The following is a 19951-nucleotide window of genomic DNA, read 5'->3' as shown; positions in this document are numbered from 1 at the left end:
CCAGCAACAGCGGCTGACAGCAACCTTGCTGTCAGCCTGCCGCAGCTAACAGCGCCACAAGCGGATGGCGATGCTTTCCTGTTCCAGTTGCAATAGCTCGCCCTCTGTCGGCGCCAGCGCAAAATCCAATGCTGTACACAAGGTTTCGGCTTGCAGATGGGTCAGCCAAGGCGCTAGCTCTTGCTGTAATGCAGCCGACATCCACAGCGACAGTCGGATCTGATCGGTCACTGCCAGTCCTTGTTGTTTGCGTAGCTGTTGGATGCGGCTGATTAGTTCCCGCGCTTTACCTTCCGCCAGCAGTTCAGTGCTGAGCGTTGGATCCAAGGCCAATCCAATCAGCGGATGCGCCAGCGCGTGGGCGCCGGCTTTCGCCGTGCGCTGCAGGATGATTTCGGCTTCGCTCAGCAGCAGCTCACCGAGCTGTAGTTGTCCTTGTTGGCGTAACTGGGCCATTTGCGCTGGACTGATGGCCGCGATCTGGCTGGCAACAGCTTTCATCTGTTTACCCAGTCGTTTGCCCAGCAGCGCAAAATTGGCTTTGGCCGATAAATCAAAAAAGTCGCTTTCGGCAGTACTGAATGTCAGCTGTTTGATATTCAGCTCAGCACGGATATAGCCGGCTAAAGCCGTTAAGTCTGCCAATACTTTGGCATCCGGATGCAACACAGTGGCAGTTGGCAGCGGCGTTTTGAGGCGGATTTTCCAATCATTACGCAACTGTCGCCCCATTACCACCAGTTGCTGGAAACGTTGCACACTTTGCTCCAGTGCCGGTTGCCGCCAGTTGGCAGTTGATTCGGGATAAGCCGTTAAATGCACCGACAGCGGCGCGGCCGAGTCTGTGTTGTAGCGCTGTAACTGCTGGTACAGATGTTCGGCCAGAAAGGGAGCCAGCGGCGCCATCAGGCGGCCAAAAGTGTGCAGACAACAATAAAGCGTGGCATAAGCCTGTTGTTTGTCATCGTTCAGCCCGCTTTGCCAGAAACGGGCACGATTTAACCGGATATACCAGTTGGTCAGATCTTCCAAAAAAGCAAATAGCGGTGGCACCACTTCATACAAACGATAAGCCTGCATGTGCTGATTCACTTGCTCGATCAGACTTTGTAACCGGGACAGGATCCACTGATCCAGGATATTGTTGCTGGCAGGTTGCGCCTGATAACGCCACTGGTCGATATCGGCGTAGGTTTGCAAAAATTTACAGCCGTTCAGCCAGGGTAATAACACCTGACGCACCATGTCCTGCACGCCGGCATCGCTAAATTTTTGCTCTTCTGCTTTCACCAGACCGGAATTGATCAGATATAACCGCAAAGCATCGGCGCCGTATTGTTCCATCAGTTCGGCCGGTGGCGTGTAATTTTGCAGTCGTTTTGACATCTTGCGGCCATCTTCGGCCAGCACCAGACCATTGACAATCACATGGCTGAACGCCGGTTTGCCAAACAGGCACTCGCTCAAGACCTGCAGGGTGTAGAACCAGCCGCGGGTCTGATCAACACCTTCTGCGATAAAAGATGCCGGAAAGCTTTCTTCAAATTGCTGTTTATTTTCAAATGGATAATGCACCTGTGCATAAGGCATGGCGCCGGACTCAAACCAGCAGTCAAACACTTCCGGTACCCGGCGGTACAGTCCGGGTTGATCCGGCAGACTGAATGTCAGGGCATCGATATGATCACGGTGCAAGTCAGTGATGTCAGCCCCGGTCAGAGCCTTCAGTTCGGCCACCGAGCCGATGCAGTGCCTTTGTCCAGACAGTTCATTGACCCAAATCGGCAGTGGCGTGCCCCAATATCGATTGCGCGATACCGCCCAGTCACTGGCATTTTCCAGCCATTTGCCCATCCGGCCTTGCTGGATATGCGCTGGCACCCACTGGATTTGCAAATTATTGGCCACTAGTTTATCGCGCAGTGGCGCCACACTGATATACCAGGACGGCACTGTGCGGTAGATGATGGGCGTGTCCGTTCTTGGGCAAAACGGATAGCTGTGCAGGATGCTTTCATGCATGTACAACACACCGCGCTGTTTCAGTTGCTGGATGATCACTTTGTCCGCGTCTTTTAAATAAAGCCCGGCCAGCGCGCTGACATCTGCCGTAAAGTGCCCCCGACTATCGAGCGGGCAGGGACTTGCGTTGAGCTGGTGTGCGCGGCACACCCGTTGATCTTCTTCGCCAAAAGCGGGTGCCAGATGGACGATACCGGTGCCACTGTCGGCACTGACAAACTCATCCGCCAGCACCTGAAAGGCACCTGGCTGCGCTGTGGTGGCTGCGTACGGTAAAACGGGCAGATAACGCAGACCTGCGAGCTCTGCCCCTTTGACTCTGGCCAACACTGTTGCGGTTTGTAGCCTGGCGGGCAATCGTTCGGCGGCCAGCCAAATGGTCTTGTTGACCTGTGGATCCAGCACCTTGACATAATCCAGTGCTGGATTGACACAGAGCGCTAAATTCGCCGGTAAAGTCCAGGGCGTGGTGGTCCAGGCTGCCAGATAACAGTCCTGATCGGCCAGTTGAAACAGCACTGTGATGGCAGGATCCTGCACTTCTTTATAGTTGGACGATGCTTCGAAGTTGGATAACACAGTTTCTAATGCGGTGGAGTATGCCACCACTTTTTCGCCCTGATAAACGCGACCCTGTAGCCACAGCTGCTGAAACACCCACCAGACGGATTCCATATACCAGGGCTCCATCGTGCGGTAGTCATCCGCAAAATCAACCCAACGGCCCAGCCGGCTGATGATGGTTTCCCACTCTGCGGTATAGCGCTGCACTATGCTGCGGCACTCGTCGTTATAAGCTTTGATCCCCAGAGTCGCCACCGCTTCCCGTGCTGACATGCCCAGTTTTTTATCGATTTCATGTTCGATTGGTAAGCCATGACAGTCCCAGCCAAAGCGGCGTTTGACATGAAAACCACGCATGGTTTGATAACGCGGAATGATGTCTTTGATGGTGGACGCAACCAGATGACCATGGTGCGGCAGGCCAGTGGCAAAAGGTGGCCCATCGTAAAACACAAATTCAGGCTTGCCGGCGGTTTGCGCCAGTGATTGCCGGAACACCTGCTGGCTTTGCCAAAAAGCCAACACCTGATGTTCAGCCGCCACAAAGGAAAAACCCGGGTTGGCTGGTGCTGTTGTCGGCTTGCTCGTTGTATCTGTTGCTGTTGTGTCTGTGATTGTCATCCTAACCTCTGTGCTTAAGCCAAGAGGTGAAGGATCAAAAAACCCGCCTCTTGGCGGGTTGCTGAATTTATTAAAGACGCAAGTTATCCCACCATCTCAAAAGAAATGATGTGAATAATTCGCTGAAAGTGAGTGGTCGTTTGCATAAATCTACAGTGACATGGTCGCGCTCAGGTTGTCAATCACTCTGGGCTGTTTTTCCGGCGCTCTGGATAGCAAAAAGCCAGCAAGGGTCACTTGCTGGCGGTAGAAAAAAGCACCGATAACGGAATGGGAGTAAAGCTGGTACCGATGCTATGAAAGCGCAAAACCTGTTAAATTTCGTTGCGCCACAGCGCTGGTGTTGCGGCAGGGTTCCAGTTCACTTGTGCTGTGTGTGGTTGAATAATGCTGTAGATTTTGTCCTGATAACTGACAAAATCACCGGCTTTATAGGCCACATAGGGTTGCCATTGCGGCGCATAGTTATCTAGCGTGTCAAAGCGGTAACCCTGACGTTTGGCGGCGTCGACAAAACGTTTGATTTTTGGCAGGTTGATGGTGGCACCCTGGCCACGTTTGCCATCTTCAAACAGGAAGTCATGTGCCAGGATCACTACTTTATTGCGGGCTATGCCATCAGAGCAGTCCAGATCCGGCGTCCGGCTATTCAGTGGGTTCATGGTGCGGGGAGCACAAGTGTTGACCACTTCGTTGACTCGGGCTAACAAAGCTTCGCCGTCCAATAAGGTCTCGGCCGGGAAAGCAACACCCCAGTTTTCCGGACCCCAGTCTAAATCCCAGCCATATAATTTATAACCACGACTGACCAGTTGATCGGCAATCAGCCCGGCCGTTTTACTGCTCTGAGTTGAGGTGGCGGCATCACAACTAAAAGCCGGATCCCATGGTGGCACTGTGTCAGAAGTGGCACAACGACCGTCACCTTTCATCTTGCTGGTGACCCGCCAGCCGTTGGTGTACGGCAGCCGCGCCAGGGTGGTCATTTTGTAGTTGGTGTAGAGGTAAGCGCCTGGAATTTCATGCTCGACCCGTTGAATATTTTTATCAAAATAAGTCAAATCGGTGTCGACCGAACGATAGGATTTAACCGGCCACAAGCCCACTCTGTTGCAATAAAAAGCACCAGATTCAACGCCATCGGTACAGTTATGTAACATATGGTCGTCACTGTGGTTGGCAATAATATGGCCTGAGTTAAACATCTTTTGTAACGACGCAGTCGCATGTGACTCGTTCTCGTCACCTTCACCAAACATATGAAAAGCATTGATGAAAAAAGTTGCACGGATCCCGGCGGCATCCAGTTCATTGACGAGCTGGTTGGACGCATTGATTGGGCCGTCGTCAAACGTCAGGTAAATTACCCCTTTGTCGGCGGCTTGGGCGGATAAGACTGTGCAGCTGATAAGGGCTGCCAGCAGGGTCTTTTTCATCATTTTCCTCTCCTGTGTTATGGGCATCATGCCCGGTTACCATGTGGTGGTATGGGTACTGCTCAATCCGTGTGCCAGCTTTGCCGCAAGATCCGGTGGCAAGGCTGTGAGTTTGTTATCCGGCAAGGTGCTGCGAAAGCGGGTGCCCGGTTGTACCGGTACAGGCCCTTGATAGCGCAGCCAATGGCCATTGCCTTGTTGATATTCAATCGCGAGCCCATCAGCGGTCAGGGCGTGTAATTTGTCGTCAATCTGGCGGACGCCAACCCAGGGCAGTTGCACCGGCAAACCAGCGGCCAGCAGGGCAGGCACCTCGTGTTGCCATAATCGCTTGGAAAAACTGTGCCAGTCAGCCTGATAAGCGGCAGTTTGGGCTTGGTTCAATAAAGTGCTGTCCGGCTGATAGGACTTGCCTGGCTGGTAGGCAGGTTGCCACTCGGCTCTATGCCAGCTGCGTTCAGCCAGTGCCAGCAAACGCGGCAATAACATCGACCAGGCGCTGGCGGCATCCGGGATCACTTCAGTCCATAAATTGCCTTGCAAGCCAATGATGTTGTGTGCGGCAGTCAGCGGCACTTTATCGTCAATGCGATAGCCTTTGCCGTTGACGTCCTGCCAGATGGCGGCCAGGGCCGGCAAATTTTGTGGCTGAAAACTAAATACTTTTTCGGTGTCTAACTTCCGGCTGGCCCAGTGGTTACCACGGGCATAAGGAGTATTGAGATAAGGTACATCAAAATAACTGGCATCCGGCAGTGCCAGTACCACTTGCCAGTTGGCGTTGGCATGTTGATGAGCGGTCAGGGCGGCGCCGTCATAACTGTTTTGCCAGATATAAGAGGTGACGGTGGTCGGCAGTTTTGGCGCTTGCGGTTCACCGGCTTGCAGGTGTTTTAAGCCATCACTCCAGGCGGCTAGTTGCACGCCTTTGTCCGCCAGTAGTTGGGCGGTACGACGTAAAAAGTACTGCATCAGATCCGTTTCGCCGCCAGCTTTTAACTGCTGACAGGCTGGCGATTGTTGCCAGGCACCAGCCGTTTCATCGGCACCAATGTGATACAGCGACAGTGGCATACCAGCTTGTTGATGGAGGCCAATCAGTTCGTCGAGCACTGTGCCGATAAAACGATAACTGCTGTCCAGACAAACATTGATGGTATTGTCGTGGTAATACTGAATAGACAAATAGTCACTGCGATCAGCAGCTTCCGTCAGCAGATACTGATCCCAATTTGCGACTTGTTGCTGCTTGAGTTTATCGGCGCGCAGTGCCATGGCTTTGACGGCGGCTCTGCTGTGACCTGGCATATCCAGACTCGGGATCACCCGGATCTGATGGGCTTTGGCATGGTGCAGAATGTCCAGATAATCCTGCTGACTCAGGAAGCCATTCGGCAGTGCATCAGGCTGATGGCCTGCACCTAATTGCGGTAATAAACATTGTTGTTCGGCCAGGTCCAGGCAGCGACGGCTGCCCAGTTCGGTCAGTTCCGGCAAGGCTTTGATGGCAATGCGCCAGCCTTCATCATCGGCCAGATGTAAATGCAACTGGTTCATTTTATACCGACCCATCTGACTGATCAGTTGCAACACAAAGTCTTTACCAAGAAAATTTCTGGCTAAATCGATATGCTGACCCCGATAGGGCAATGCCGGGCCATCTTCGAGCAACAGGGCAGGCAGTTGCTGTGGCTGTACTTCGGCCAACTGTGCCAGCGATTGCAGGGCATAATAGGCTCCGGCCACACCGCCAGCGCTGATCTCAATGCCAGCGGCGCTGATCTGCAAGCGGTAATGTTCCGGCGATGCAAAGCCGGCTTGCACTGTGATGCGCAGTGGCCTGCTGCTCTGTGGTTGCAGTAATTGCAACTGAGTTAACAACTGCAAACCTGCAGCCAGCTGCGGTTGCAAAGCGTTATCGCTCAGTTGCAGGGCAAAACCGCCTGCGCTGCTGACCGGTTCGGTACTGAGTTGACGTTGTTGTCGCGGTTTTGGGATCAGCCGGCGGCTCACATCTATCGCCTGTGCCAATTCTGACTGCGCAGCCTGATAACTCTGAAATAAACGATCGCCGCTGGCTACGCCCAGTTGATCGGCCGGGTTCTGCAAAAGAGCCGGATTGTTCGCGGTAAAAGGCAGAATAAAAGCCGGCGTGCCGCTGGCGTCTGGTTGCTCTGGCGCGGTACTTTTAATCAGATGGACCTGATCATACTGATCTTTAAGCAAATAATTGCCCGGCAGCATCGATTGGCTGAAGATGCCAGAAGCGCTGATAAAATCCACTTCAATTGGCTGATCCGGGGCAAAACCCTGGAAACCAGCTGCTGGACTCAGTTCATGTAAATCACCATTGAGATGGCGGATCTGCAATTGCGGATGCAATGAAGCAATCACTGGGGTCAGTTGGCTGAAATAAATCTTCCAGCCGCTGTTGTTGCTGGCATAAGGTAACGTCAGACGTAAACGTGATAAATAACAGCCTGGCTCTTTGCGCAGTTTGCTGCTTGGGCATTCGGCATAAGAGGGTTGCAATAACTGGTATTGTACTTTGAGTGCTGTGGCCATGTTGGCGTCAGCCAATACTTGCGGTGATAACCACAATGCGGTGATGACGGTGCTGGCGAGAACACGTACATTCATGCTAAATCCTCCGCGCCAGCTGCGGATTGCCGCTGCCGCTCTGACCACCAGTTCTGGTTATTGACCAGCGGTCTGGCCCAGAAGCCAATCGACAAGATATAACCAAGTGGCAGCAGTAACAGCAGCAAGGCCCACTGCAGGCTGCCGAGCTGCTCTGCCAGTAAACCCAGTAGAGGTGAGGCAAATGCGCCGCCGATGATACCGGTGCATAACACCCCGGCGACTGCACCGTGGTGGGCTGGCACTGAATTGAGCGCTAGCGCAAAAATAATGGACCACATGACGGATAAACTGCCGCCCAGCAGCGGGAGGCACCAGAGCGCCAGGCCGGCGTCGCCGGACAACGCCAGCAATAACAGTACGATAGATGCCAGGCTGAATAACACGATGATGAAGCGACAATCAAATAGCTTTAATAAACCAAGTCCCAGCACACAACCTATGGTCATATTCAGCCAAAACTGACTGACGGCGGTAGCGCCAATGCTGGTGGCATCAAGCTGATGCACCTGCTGTAAATACACTGCCATACTATTGGCAATACCTTGCTCCAGTGCGACATAACAAAAAATCGCCAGAAAATATTTCTGCACTGTGCGATTTTTCAGTAAAGACCATTGTTTACCCAGCATGTTACGGGCTGATTCCGCTGTAGGGAGTTGACTGTTGCTCGGTGGAAAAGGCAGCCACCAGAGCCACAACAACATCAGCAGACAAAGCACGGCAAACAGCAGATACAGGCTCAGCCAAGGCATAGTTGGCGGTAGCAGTTGCAACACTGGTGCTAACCAACTGTCAGAAGACAGCGCTGTCAATTTTTGGTAAATCAAAGGCGTGATGGCGGCGGCCAAACCAAACAATAACTGGCCTAGCACTGCCATAAAGGAGTAATGCGCACTGCCTGCGGCGAATCTCAGCAGGGGGTTCATCGCCACCTGTAATATGCTCATGGCCAGGCCAAGACAAAACAGCGACAACATCGCCACGGCAAAATGGGGCAAGGCGATAAACAACAAACAACTGAGCGTACTCAAGCTATAAGCAAACCTGAGCATAGCACGCTCGCCATAACGTTCGATCAACAGGCCGGCCGGGATCGACATCACACCGTAAGCAATAAAAAATGCAAAAGGGAAAAAACCCGCCAGCATCAGCCCAATCGAAAAGTCACTAATCAACTCCGGAAAAATCGGACCGAGCAAATTGGTGATAAATGACACTGTGATAAAGCCGGCCAGTACCAGTAAAATCAGTGCCGGTTGTTGGGGATTGCTCGAGATATGCATGGCTGTTCCTTGGCGATTTTTCGTTATTCTGCGGCATGCTGTGAACATGTTGTAATCTATTTCTACCTGAAACCTGTACTTTCCTTGCGCAGTTTGGCATAGTGTTTTGGCGGCAGCTAATATGGGCCCGTTATATTTATCTATATGAAAAATATAATTTTTTTATGGTGTTCTTGTTCTGTTTTTTGTTGTGCGATGTGGGGAAAACTTTCAGGGTGGCTTACAACAGCGCAACAACTGCCAGAAGCCTAAAAGTTTCTTTTCAGGATGAAAATATGAAACTGCAATTTGAAAAAATTATCATTGAAGCGGGACAATCCTGGCGATTTTTCCACTACAGCTGGGATAGCATTGAACTGAACTGGCATTGTCATCCTGAGTATGAGCTGGTGCTGACCTGTAATAGTGCCGGCACCCGTTTTGTCGGCACCAATGCACAGAGTTATCATGACAATGATTTGGTGTTGGTCGGACCTTATGTCCCGCATGGCTGGCAAAGTCAGCAGTCGCCTGATAGGCAAATCGGTCAACAACATGCCTATGTGTTGCAGTTGCCAGCTGCATGGCTGGAACAATGGTTACAGTTAAATCCTGCTTTACAACGTTTGCAGCAATTACTGACCTTTGCCAAAGCGGGGGCCTGCTTTAGTCCGGCAGTGGTGGACTCGGTTAAACCTTTGATTTTGCAACTGGAACAAGATGATGTACTGACCCGCCAGATCCGTTTGTTACAGATTTTGGCCTTACTCAGTGCTGATGAACAAGTGCAGTTACTGACAGTGCCGGACAGTGCTGAACCCGAGAAAATCAGCAGTCATCGGAAAATTGATAAAATTATCAATTATATCAATCAGAACCTGACCGAAGATCTGAGTGCCACTCAACTGGCTGGCATCGTGCATATGAGTACCAATCATTTGCATCGGTTTTTCCGGCAGAAAACCGAAATGACCATCACGCAGTACGTCATTCAGTTAAGGATTGAGCGGGCTTGTGATTTGTTGCTGAAAACCAGTTGGTCGGTGGAAATGATTGCCGGTAAATGTGGTTTTCTCAGTATGGCGAATTTTAACCGCCAGTTTTTGAAACTGAAAAAAATGACGCCACGCCAATACCGGCAATCAGATTTACGGCAGTTGCATCAATTAGCGCTGCGCGGTGGTCAGTTGGCCTGAGGCCGCCAGTTGTGCCAGTTGCGCCAGTTGCTCGGATTGCAGCGGGCATAAAGCGGCCAACTGTTGCCAGCGTTGTTGCCGCTGTTGATCCTGAGCCGTGGTTGGCGCAGACAAATGATGGCCTGGTTGTCTGACCGCCGGGAAAGAACCGGTGCCAGCCAATAAGCAATACCAGGAAACTGAATGATAATATTGTTCCAGCTTCAGCTCGGCCAGTAAGGCTGGCAAATCGGCACCGTTTTGCCAGCATAACAATAATTGCTGCAGTCTTGGCGACATCGATGTTCGTTGCCTGTTGTGCTGCCAATAGGCTGAATCTGTGCGCGAATTGGTTTTATAGTGCAACACAATATAATCGGCAATATTATCAAAATAGCCGTTGATCAAGCGGTTGTACTCGGATCTTAGGCCCAGTTCACCACGGCACTGATACTGGCTTTGTTGCCAATGCAGTAAAAAATGCCCGACCGTTTGTTGCACCAGATAGAGTGCGGTGGCTTCCAGCGGCTCAATAAAACCCTGCGATAAACCCACTGCCAGACAATTATGCTGCCAGTGCTGTTGCAAGCGGCCCGCTTCAAAAGTTAATAATCTGCTGCTACCCTCATGCTCCGATAAACCAAGGTGGTGACGTAATTCAGTTTCTGCCATATCCGCAGAAATATAATCGCGGCTGAACACATAGCCATTGCCGGTGCGATGTTGCAGTGGGATTTGCCAGCACCAACCATGCCGCAGTGCTGTTGCTGTCGTTTGGCTACGCGGTTGTATTTGCGCTGCAGTGGCAATGGTCAGTGCCGCATTATTCGGCAACATCTGCCGGTAACTGTGAAAAACGCCGCCTAAAGCTTGCCGGCTTAACTTGCTGGCAAAGCCGGTACAGTCAAAATAAAAATCCGCCTGCAAGCAAACGCCTTCGGCGGTGGCTAACTGCGCAATAGCGCCATCACTGTGGCATTGTGCTGTGGTGACGGTCAGAGGACGGTAGCGAATACCCCGCTCAATGGCTATTTTTTTCAGGCACTGGCCGAGCAATCCGGCATCAAAATGATAACCGTATTGCAGTTGCACTGCTGGCGCCTGACAAAAGGGGGCCTTGCCCAGTTGTGCCAGTGTGGTCTGTAAAAAGAATGGGTCTGGATGGACAGTGACCCTCTGGTCCAGCTGCGCCGAGCGCACCCGCTGATAAAACTCGGCCAGTTCGGCATTGTCGGTGCTGCTGGGGAAAGGATGAAAATAATGCTGATAACCAGGGATAGTTGACCAGTGACTAAACTGAATGCCATTTTTATAAGTGGCCTGACAGGCGGGCATCCAGTCTTGTTCGGCAATCGCCAGTTGGTGCAATAAACGGGTCAGCGCTGGTGTCGAACCTTCACCAACACCAATAGTTGCGATGCCTGGCGCTTCGGCCAGTTCAATCTGCACCTGCTTGTGCTGGCGGAAATGCCAGGCCAGCATCAGCGCTGTCAGCCAGCCGGCAGTACCTCCACCGACAATCAATAAACGTAGCGGTTGAATTTCTGTGATTGCAGATTGCTGCATCAATGCCTCACTTTTAGGATCCGACTGTCGAAAATAACAAACCGCAGCAATCACTTGCAGCGGTTTGTCGGTATTAGCGCAGCAAAAATGCGGCGCTATGTGGCCTATCAGAAGCGGGCACGGATCCCTACAGTCAGCCGGCGCTCATAGACGTTTTGCGAAATCACATTGCCTTCCCACTGCAGGTAATTGTTTTCATACTCTTCGGTCAGGTTGCTGACAGACGCATAGCCGGTCAGGTAGTCCGTGAAATCATAACTTCCTGATACATCGATATAAGTGGTTGGTTCAGTCCAGATTGGTAATTTGCCGACCAGACCGAATACAGTACCATTGCTGGCCAGTCGTTCACTGCGATAGTTGGCGGCGATCCGCAGTTGTATACCACTGCGTTCATACCATAAAACCGCGTTGCCTGAGCGCTCGGAGTTATCAGCAATAGGCAAAGTCGCTTTGTAGAAATCGACTTCACCACTTTCACTCGGGGCATACGTAATATTCAAGCCTGCACCTAAGCCACTCCAGAAATCAGGAAGAAAATCAAAGCTTTGCTGATAAGCAAATTCAACGCCTTTGATAGTGCCGCCTTTGCCGTTAACTTCACCTGTGACCGGAACTGCTCGCCGTTCCACCCCGTCGCCGTCTTTCACCCGGATGGTGGAAGAACCTGTTTCAATAAAAGAATCAATATTCATATTAAAAATTGACAAGCTGACCATACCAGCGCTACCGAAGTAGTATTCAACACCTAAATCAATATTGTCTGAATACCATGGATTCAGTTGCGGATTACCATTTTGGGTTGCGGTCACGGCAACCATGGTATCTGGTGACACGCCCAGATCAGCAGCCCGATCCGCAGCCCGAGTACGGCCCACAGACAGACCGCGACCTAAGCGACCTAAATCCAGCCGAGTCATGGTTTTGCCATAGGCGGAGCGGAAGATCAGGTCTTCGGTCAAATTAACCGCCAGGTTGGCAGATGGTAGTAAGTCATTAAAGGTTCGTTTGGTGATGATGTCACCGACATCGCTCGGTGCGGTACAGTGCATACAATTGCTTTCACCCAACTCATTTTGCAGGATATCCAGTTCAGTTTTAACGTATTGCACACCGATATTGGCGTTGTAGCTCATGGCACCAGCTGAGCTGCTGAAATTTGCTTTAAAGTAAGCTGACTGGGTCCGTTCATCGACTTTATATGAGTCATTCGGGTTCGCCAGTTTTTTGTTGTTCGGATAAAGAGCATTCTGGAAGGCCCATGGATCATCCATCACTTTTGGATTGACAAAATAAATGCTGTTGCCTGAAACAGGACCGAAGTTATTGACCTGAGAGACCCAGCCCGCCGGTAAATCAGTAAAGTACCAAGGGCGACCCAGGCTCAAATCGCCGGTGGCAATATTGATATCGCCATCGCCGTTGCTGTCGGCAATCGCTTGGCCAGAATCTTTCCACATCACGTCTTTGGTGACTCCAGCAGTAGTAAATGGTGCCACCATGATCCAGGTATTGCGTTCGACATCACGGCTGCCATGGCGCAGACCAAAGTCGACTGACTGCAGGTGTTCGGTATCAAATTTATAATTACCGTCGGCTCTGACAATATTCAGCGTCCCTTCTTCATCAAAGTTGTTTTCTGAATAGGTAGAAACGATGTTGTAACGATTGATATCTGAACCAAACACTTCACCATTCACTGTCGGGAAAGTTAACTGCGGATGGTCACCACGGGTATCAAAAGTGATTTGTGGCCGTGCCGGACCATAACCACGCGGGTTCACAGGTTCCAGGCCATTGGCGTCACGACGTCTTAAGCTGTGTTGTGCACCGCTGGTCAGATAACCCTGGGCCACGTTTTCAGTATGAGCGCGGTCAGCGGTGCCATGTAACAGCCGGAAACTACCGCTCAAAGCATCGCCGTTGTTATAAGCCAGTTTCAGATTGAGGTTTAATGAATCGCGGTCATTGGTCTGGCTTTCGGAATAAGCGTTCACCCGAGGCGTATCCAGAGTGACCTGATTTGACGTGTATAACCGGCCACCTTCCGGGCTAGGGCCACGGTCAACCAGGTTGGTCGGCCGGATCCAGGCGTAGTCAGACCAGGCGTTATCGGCAACCAGACCCTGGCTGCGTTCAGCATCTTCCATTTTGGTGTAAAATGCATCACCGCTTAGTTCGAAGCCCTGGCCAAGGTCGGCTTGTAATGAAGCACTCAGACCCGTCCGTTCCCGTTCATTAAAACGATTCATATTGCCGTAATCAATAAAACCAAAATAGCGATCGTTGGTATCGCCATCTTGGTTTAAATCACGACCAGTACCGCCAGCACAAAAGTTACAGGTTGCCCCACCACCTTCACCAAATGCCGATGCCCAGCCTTCGTGAGGGGCACCAAAGCGATAGTTGGCGAGATTACTTTGGTCAAAAGACGCGGTAAAAATACCCGCGACTTTATCCGCGTTATAACCGACAAAGGCACTATATTTGCCGTCATTTTCATCGGAGTAAGAACCGGTTGACGCTTCAGCCGAACCGGCCAGCGTCCAGCCTTGTTCCAGCGAGAATGGCCGGGCGGTTTTTAAATCAATAGTACCGGAAATACCGCCTGCCAGCGTGGTGGCGACCGGCGACTTTAACACATCCATGCCAGCCATTAAGGCTGATGGAATATCGGTAAAATCAGGTTGAACGTCACTGATAGAACCGGCACTTAAAAATTGTTCGCCGTTGAGCAGCGTGGTGACTTGTGGCATACCCCGCACGTTCACCGTTGAACCTTCACCGGCAGAGCGACGGATCTGGATCCCCGGTACCCGTTGCAGTGAGTCAGCAATAGTGATGTCAGGTAATTTACCGATGTCTTCCGCGGTAATAGAATCAATCGTACCTTCTGCCAATCGTTTGTTGTTGAGGTTTTTGGCTTGCGACGCCCGTAAACCACGCACACTCATCACTTCAATATCTTGTTGAGGTGCGGCTGTGCTAGCGGCGGCAGGTGCAGTTTGGGCAACAGCTGGCAAAGTGATACTGGCAGCTAACAGCAATGTAATTTGTGACGCCAGGCGTGACACGGCGAAATGTTTCTGGTTCATGATTATCCCTGTTGTAGTGGTGTTACACCTGTGGGATTGCTCTGCTGCAGCTTGGCAGGACTTCCAATCCGGGTGCGTTATTTATGACCAGCGGTCAGCAACTCTATGGTGCTTCGGACTGGGGAATGACATCGCTGTCATTTCAATTCTGACGTTACACAGTTGTGGGCAATTGCTAAAGATGAAGGGGTGATTATTGCTAGGTTTGAGAGTAAAATTGAGTCAAAAGTATTAATATTTACCGACTAACTGACATTTTTGTTGGTTAAGTAACCAATGAGAATTGTTTTCATTGTTAGCGCTGTCAATTGATCTATTAATGTTGTCTGGTGGTAAAGCAGAGTCGGATTCTTGACCGTCCCTGTGTCACTCATTGACTCTGCTGCCACAGTGTCACAGTGTCACAGTGTCACAGTGTCACAGTGTCACAGTGCTGAGCGCGCGGTAACGACTGAAAAAGGTTTGCTAGCTGGCGCGGGGTGATGCCACTGCGGCAGGGACTTGCCAGTTGCCAATTGCTTGAGTAAGTTACAGTTCGGGCCACGCGGCTGGTTCGCTGCGTCCTCAATCACACAGGAGAGCAGATGGAAACTATTAGCTGGGATGATTTTAGTAAAATTGAATTAAGAGTCGGCAGGGTTCTCAGTGCAGAGATTTTTCCGCAGGCACGAAAACCTGCTTATGTATTAACGGTGGATTTTGGTCCGGAAATCGGCATTAAAAAATCCAGTGCGCAAATTACCCAACTGTATGAAGCTGCTGATTTGGTTGGTAAGCTGGTGGTTGGCGTGGTCAACTTCCCGAAAAAACAAATTGGTCCGCTGATGTCGGAATGCCTGATCACCGGTTTCCATAACGCTGATGGGGCAGTGGCGCTTTGTGTGCCGGATCAGGCGGTGCCATTGGGCAGTAAACTGTTATAAGTGTTCCACGAAGTGTTCCACGGGTTGTCCTACGAAGTGTCCCTCGTCAACCAGCGCTGCTCGGTGCGGCAGGATAATTTGGGCACAGGCGCCTTTGCTGTGGTCTGTTCTGTTAACCAGGCTCAGGCTGCCGCCGAGCTGTTCAATAATTTGCCGGCATAAAACCAGCCCAATGCCCTGACCTTGCGGTTTTGTGCTGTAAAAGGGCACAAATAAATCTTGCGGTGCCAGCAGCCCCTGGCCCTGATCCAGCACTTCAATCAACACCTGCGGATGTTGCCGGAAACGGATTTCGACGCTGCCGGGCGGACTGCCAGCTTCAAAGGCATTTTTCAACAGATTGATCAGGACCTGCTGCAGCAGCATCATATCACTGATAAATTCAATGGCAGGGCCTGGGCTGGTTTGCAATTGGCCCTCAAACAAAAGTTGCAAGGCATTGTAGAGCCTTTCACTTTTGATCAACTGCAAGCTGATACTCAGCGGTTTATTTAGTTCACTGTAGCGGCTGACAAAATCCTGCAAATGGCGGCTGCGCTCACTGATCAGTTGCAATGCTTGTTGTTCGCGGCCATCCGGCAGTTTTTGTTGCAGATGTTCCGACAAGGCCAGCACCGGGGTCAGCGAATTGCGGATTTCATGACTCAGGACCCGGATCAATTGTTGCCAGGCTCTGAGTTCGGTTTCACGTAAGGCGGTCTGGATATTGATAAACACCAACAATTGCTGGCGCTGACCCTGTTCCAGAAACCGGCTGTGACGGATCTGCCACTGCCGTTGCCGCACCGCATCGACAAAATGCCAGTTAGGTTCAGATTGCAGCCCAAGCAAGTTGGCGGAGGCGTGGCGCATACTTTGCCAGGGCCGGCCAAACAAAGACGAGAATTCGTTGTTGGCGTAACTAAGTTGTTGCTTGTGGTCAAACACCAGAATGGGTGTATTGAGCTGATCGATCAGCCGGTACAATAAAAACTGTTGTTCATCAAAAAAGCTTTTGCGCTGTTGCAGTTGTTGTCCGAGTTGATGCAATTGTTGCTGAAAGCCAGCGGCGACACCTGCGCTATATGCGGCTTTAGCTTGCAGGCTATAATCTTGATTTTGCAAGGCTTCCAGCTGCACACTGGCGCGATTAAAGGCGGCAAGCTGGCGTTTGGCTTGCTGTTGTTGTTGCCGGTTCAGCCACAATGTCAACAGCAGCGCCAACAGCCAGACCCACCAGACTGGCCAGGTCCAGCTGATCAGCAGTGCCAGCGCCGCACTGCACAACCACAGACTGAGCGCCTGCCAGCGCAGACTGCTTTCCAGCGAATCTGAGTGCAAACTCTTAAAGTTCCAGGCCATGTTTTTCCAGCCGGCGATATAACGAGGATTTGGTGATGCCCAGCAGATCGGCGGTTTTTTGTTTATTGCCCTGACATTGTTGCAACGCCTGTCGGATCAGTTGCATCTCAGCAAGTTCCAGTGTCATCATCGGCAACTGACCACATCCATGGCCAGTGCCGATAGGGCTGTCTGCCAGCTTTTGACCTGGCAACGCCAAATCGGCGGCATCAATCCGGCTTTGCTGTGTTAATAACACTGCGCGTTCAATTAAGTGGCTGAGTTCGCGGATATTGCCAGGCCACAGGTAACTTTGCAGCAACTTTTCAGCCGCCAGGCTTAGCGCCAGGCCGGTTTTCTGATAACGGCCGCCGTGTTTTTGCAGATAATAGTTGGCCAGTGGCAGAATATCTTCCGGTCGTTCCCGCAGCGCAGGTATCCGAAATTCCAGCGTATTTAACCGATAATACAGATCCTGCCGAAACAAGCCTTGTTGGATCAGTTGGCCAAAATCACCATTACTGGCGCTGATCAGTCTGACATCACTTTGTTCGGTGACACTGGACCCCAGCACTTCAAATTCGCCGGATTCGAGCACCCGCAATAACTTTGCTTGTTGCGGTAACGGTAAATTAGCAATTTCATCCAGAAACAAAGTACCGCCACTGGCCAGGCTAAAGCGACCACTGCGGTTTTCTTTGGCGTCGGTAAAGGCGCCTTTTTTATGGCCAAACATTTCACTTTCAAACAAAGATTCAGCAATGGCACCCATATTGACGCTGACCAGCGCCGCTTTTGCCCGGCCCGAATGCTGGTGAATAAACTGCGCTAATTGACTTTTACCAGTGCCATTTTCACCGGTCAGTAAGATATTGGCTTCAGTCGCGGCCACGGCTTGTAATTGTTGCATCAGTCGTTGCATTTGAACGCTGTGCCAGACCAGTTCGGTCTGTTGGTTGGTTAAGGCCTCCGTCAGTTGCTGGTTACGCTGCTGTAATGCCGACAGTTTCAGTTGTTGCTGAATCACCTGCACCAGCCGCTGATTTTGCCAGGGTTTTTCGATAAAGTCGCCAGCTCCCAGTTGCATCGCTTGCACCACCAGTGCGGTGTTTGACCAGGCTGTGATGGCGACTACCGGAATACTGAGCTGTTGCTGTTGCAACCAGCGTAGAAATCTTAAGCCTTCTTCACCCGAGGTGGTGTCCAGGGCAAAGTTCATATCCAGTAAGATCAGATCGGCATGCTGTTGCTGCAAATACGCCATCGCCTGTGGCGGGTTTTCTAATTCAGTGATAGCAAAGCCATGATCTTCCAGCACAAAACGAGCACTCATTCTGACTTCACGGTTATCTTCAATCAATAAAATCAGTGGCCTTGACATCTATGCTCCTTAAAATGAGCCGTTATCTTAAAGGTCTGGCCTGGTCGGCTCAAGTAAAGTCGACTTTCACTGCGCATACTATTATTTCACCGCGCTTTTCGCCGACTCCAGCGCTTGCCAAGCTTGCGTGCCCCACAGCGGTACTGTGGTCAGCGAGTGTTTATCACTGCCGGCACTTTCTTTGGTGGAGTAAGACAGATAAATCAGGGTGCGATTTTCAGCATCAAAAATGCGACGGATTTTTAAGTGTTTAAAGAGAATACTTTTGGAGGTGGAAAAAATCACTTCGCCGGATTTGGACCTATCAATTTGATCCAGCATCGCCTTGGTGATTTCGCCGGTCTGGCGGCAGGCAATTGACATATCTGAGGGATCAGCTAAATCCAGATTCGCTTCAACATGACTGATATGGCAGGTGACGCCTTGGATATCAGGGTCGTTAAAGGTTTGAATTTTAATATCTTTAGTGGTGAATAATCCCAGGCTGACATCGCCGACTTCCTTGGGGGAACAGGCGGTCAACAGCAGCAGCCCCGCCAGTAGCAGGGGGAAACGGGCAATCGCAACAGCTTGGTTGTTTTCTAAAGATGGTTTCACTTGAAGTTTCATCGGGGTACTCCTTGTCAGTAAATAAATCTGGTACAGCACACTATCTGCCGGTGGCCCGCTGAGATGTTGTTCGTGCAGGCGTGCTCACTTCGCGTATTCTGCTGCCTTACCTTACCATTTGGCGTAATGATCTTCCGCCAGTCCGAGGCATTGGGCTAATTCCAGCTGTTGACCGTCAGCGAGCCTGATGCGGCCCTGATAATAACCAACATATTGGCGGAAATTACTGGCTAACAGGCCGGTCTGAATTTTTTCCTGCCGGCAAAACACCGGCTGAAACTGTAACGACAGTTCACCACATAATGTACTGATATGCCAGCGGCTGTCCGGTTGGTAACGGTCAAACACAAAGCGGGCCGGACTCAGGTGCTGGATCCGACCATCCAGCCACAAGGCGTTTTCGGTCAGTCCGGTTTCATTGACGCCTGCGGCCAGATTGAGACCAAAAGGCCGTTGCTGCCATAAAGTGTTGATCGAACTCCAGCGCCAATTGGTTTGGCGGCGCATAAAACCGGCGGAAAAATCATAACCGGCGCGTGCCTGGCTCAAGTTTATCGGATGACCAGAAAAACTGAGTTGGCCGCTGACGGCCAGCGCATTGTTTTTTTCGGTATAGGTAAACCCCTGATAGCCGGTGGGAGCACAGAGTGCCAGTGGTGGCTGCGGGCAGGTGGTCGCGCTGTTGTCCGGACTCACGGTTGGTTCGGCCTGATGCAACACCAGGCTGGCCTGCAGCGGGCCACAGTCAATCTCAACTAACCATTGTGTGGATTGCGGCTCCAACTGCCAGCGCCGCTGTCCAGCCTGCAGACTCGCAGCCCCTCGTTGCGGTGACAGACTCATCCGACAGCCCAACTGCAGCGGTCGCAAGATGCCGTGCTGAAATACCTGCTGATCCTGCTGAAACAAATAAACAAAGCCAGAGCTGACATAGCGCACATCCGCAATAGCCACCGCCAGCAACCAGTCTTTTGCTTGACCATCCACCCATTGTTGACCACTGACAGTGACAAACTGAAACTGTTTCTGGGCAAAATAGCGCCGCAACTGGCCAAGCGGTTTATCCAGCACCGAGCGATAATCAAATTCCGCCAGCGCCAGCTCAGGCACTGAGCCGGTAAACAAACCAAATTCCGGCTGCCCGGCAGCGTTCATCAAACGTGCCGGCGCTTTGGTCAGCAATGGCTGATAACAAGCAGGCATAGAAAATCCAAATGGATATAGTGGACTGATTTATAGCAGGTTTTACTGCTCTGACCAAGAGGGGAGCGGCCATCTGTAGCGCAGAAAACACAGCTGTGAGTGAACAGGCAAACTTCTGTATCTTGCTGCAT

Annotated in this window: 12 protein-coding genes; 2 read left to right on the top strand and 10 right to left on the bottom strand. The window is 51.3% G+C overall.

Features of this window, described 5'->3' with window-relative positions:
* Positions 1-45 precede the first annotated feature (45 nt).
* From ileS to AC53GJ_RS16095, 4 genes are all read right to left on the bottom strand, one after another.
* Entirely contained in the window at positions 46-3207 is a 3162-nt protein-coding gene (ileS, locus tag AC53GJ_RS16110) for an isoleucine--tRNA ligase (protein WP_496729217.1), read from the bottom strand.
* Between the two features lie 314 nt (positions 3208-3521).
* Positions 3522-4646, bottom strand: a complete 1125-nt coding sequence (locus AC53GJ_RS16105; RefSeq protein ID WP_496729216.1) for a polysaccharide deacetylase family protein — start codon at positions 4644-4646, stop codon at positions 3522-3524.
* 33 nt (positions 4647-4679) lie between these two features.
* Complete coding sequence (locus AC53GJ_RS16100) at positions 4680-7283, bottom strand: family 20 glycosylhydrolase (RefSeq protein WP_496729214.1); 2604 nt, start codon at positions 7281-7283, stop codon at positions 4680-4682.
* The gene (locus AC53GJ_RS16095; RefSeq protein ID WP_496729213.1) at positions 7280-8569 is read right to left on the bottom strand and encodes an MFS transporter; all 1290 of its coding nucleotides are present in this window, start codon (positions 8567-8569) and stop codon (positions 7280-7282) included. Before AC53GJ_RS16095 ends, AC53GJ_RS16100 begins: the two co-directional genes overlap by 4 nt.
* A gap of 275 nt (positions 8570-8844) precedes the next feature.
* Between AC53GJ_RS16095 and AC53GJ_RS16090 the strand changes: the two genes are divergently transcribed.
* Complete coding sequence (locus AC53GJ_RS16090) at positions 8845-9744, top strand: helix-turn-helix domain-containing protein (RefSeq protein WP_496729211.1); 900 nt, start codon at positions 8845-8847, stop codon at positions 9742-9744.
* On the opposite strand, the gene AC53GJ_RS16085 is transcribed toward AC53GJ_RS16090, so the two are convergent.
* Together AC53GJ_RS16085 and AC53GJ_RS16080 are read right to left on the bottom strand one after the other, a co-directional pair.
* Positions 9715-11289, bottom strand: coding sequence for a tryptophan halogenase family protein (locus AC53GJ_RS16085; protein WP_496729209.1), 1575 nt, complete (start codon positions 11287-11289; stop codon positions 9715-9717). The genes AC53GJ_RS16090 and AC53GJ_RS16085 overlap by 30 nt on opposite strands.
* Positions 11290-11396: 107 nt before the next feature.
* Positions 11397-14384, bottom strand: a complete 2988-nt coding sequence (locus AC53GJ_RS16080) for a TonB-dependent receptor (protein ID WP_496729207.1) — start codon at positions 14382-14384, stop codon at positions 11397-11399.
* A gap of 584 nt (positions 14385-14968) precedes the next feature.
* Here AC53GJ_RS16080 and AC53GJ_RS16075 point away from each other — a divergent pair.
* Positions 14969-15307, top strand: coding sequence for a tRNA-binding protein (locus AC53GJ_RS16075; protein WP_496729205.1), 339 nt, complete (start codon positions 14969-14971; stop codon positions 15305-15307).
* Here AC53GJ_RS16075 and AC53GJ_RS16070 read toward each other — a convergent pair.
* The 4 genes from AC53GJ_RS16070 to AC53GJ_RS16055 form a co-directional block, all read right to left on the bottom strand.
* The gene (locus AC53GJ_RS16070) at positions 15302-16648 is read right to left on the bottom strand and encodes a sensor histidine kinase (protein ID WP_496729203.1); all 1347 of its coding nucleotides are present in this window, start codon (positions 16646-16648) and stop codon (positions 15302-15304) included. The genes AC53GJ_RS16075 and AC53GJ_RS16070 overlap by 6 nt on opposite strands.
* A complete protein-coding gene (locus AC53GJ_RS16065) occupies positions 16632-18008 on the bottom strand; it encodes a sigma-54-dependent transcriptional regulator (protein ID WP_496729201.1) in 1377 nt (458 codons plus the stop codon). Before AC53GJ_RS16065 ends, AC53GJ_RS16070 begins: the two co-directional genes overlap by 17 nt.
* Positions 18009-18089: 81 nt before the next feature.
* Entirely contained in the window at positions 18090-18617 is a 528-nt protein-coding gene (locus tag AC53GJ_RS16060) for a CreA family protein (RefSeq protein ID WP_496729200.1), read from the bottom strand.
* A 111-nt stretch (positions 18618-18728) separates the two neighbouring features.
* Positions 18729-19820 carry a DUF2804 domain-containing protein gene (locus tag AC53GJ_RS16055; protein WP_496729198.1) on the bottom strand — a complete coding sequence of 364 codons (1092 nt, stop codon included), beginning with the start codon at positions 19818-19820 and terminating at the stop codon, positions 18729-18731.
* Positions 19821-19951 lie beyond the last annotated feature (131 nt).

The organism is Rheinheimera sp. B2H12, from assembly GCF_059620065.1.
This window is presented reverse-complemented; position numbering and strand designations above follow the sequence as displayed.